The organism is Candidatus Hodgkinia cicadicola, assembly GCF_002774925.1.
The window spans coordinates 1-874 of sequence record NZ_NXGO01000093.1; the positions used below are offsets into that span (position 1 = coordinate 1).

Annotated in this window: 2 protein-coding genes; both read left to right on the forward strand. The window is 25.3% G+C overall.

Going from position 1 to position 874, the window contains the following annotated elements; translation table 4 throughout:
• The coding region (gene rpsH, locus MAGTDC_RS03170) for a 30S ribosomal protein S8 (RefSeq protein ID WP_146657011.1) at positions 1-222 on the forward strand (222 nt) is incomplete at its 5' end.
• Between the two features lie 469 nt (positions 223-691).
• On the forward strand, positions 692-874 hold a 183-nt coding region (locus tag MAGTDC_RS03175; protein WP_146657012.1), incomplete at its 3' end, for a hypothetical protein.

An 874-nucleotide genomic window follows, 5' to 3' on the forward strand; every position in this document is an offset into this window, starting at 1 on the left:
AATAGATCTGAAATATTAATAGAATTGGCATATAATGGATATCATAACATGATACAAGATATAGTTCAAGTATCAAAACCTGGTCAAAGGATATATTGGAAGAAGAAACAATTAAGAATAAAACATCAGATTGGTACTTATTTTTTATCAACAAGTAGTGGTATTAAAACAAATTTAGATCCATCATGTGTTGGAGGTGAAGTGATCTGTAATCTTATCTAGAGAAATAACACTGATATGTTATTCCAAAAGATATTAAATATTGTTTACATGAGTTCCAATGTTATAAATGTTCAGATCAATTTAAGACAATGTGGTAAACAATTCATGTTTTATTAAACATAACTACATCACAGTTTTGTACCCATAGCTTAAGATTTAATAATTTAAACTAATAAATTAATGGTATAGATATTAAACATAGATCATATTAGATAGATGATTATAGGAAGTATCAGATATAGAATATCAAAGTGTTCAATGATTTAGAGATTAAACTTGGATTCAGATACACAATTTTGTTGTATTCGACAAAAACAACACCCAATCTTGTGATTAATTATAACAAATTCAAGATATGAGGTCGTTGTTAAATATAGTTGTATTTATGTTATAAGAAATCCATGAATATTAAGAATACCAATATTTATAATAATATTGGAGTATGTTAACAGAGATCTAAAGATTTAAATTGAAAGAGAGTAATAGAACAGGATTAAACATTTCGAAGTATAATAATACTATCCATGTTAAGATAACCAACGATGAGATTTATAACATGATGAATAAAACTAATGGAAATCTGATTATAAAGATGGCACGATGTTGTTTGGTTATTGGTATCTTTCATCTAAAATTTAAAAACAAATACAAA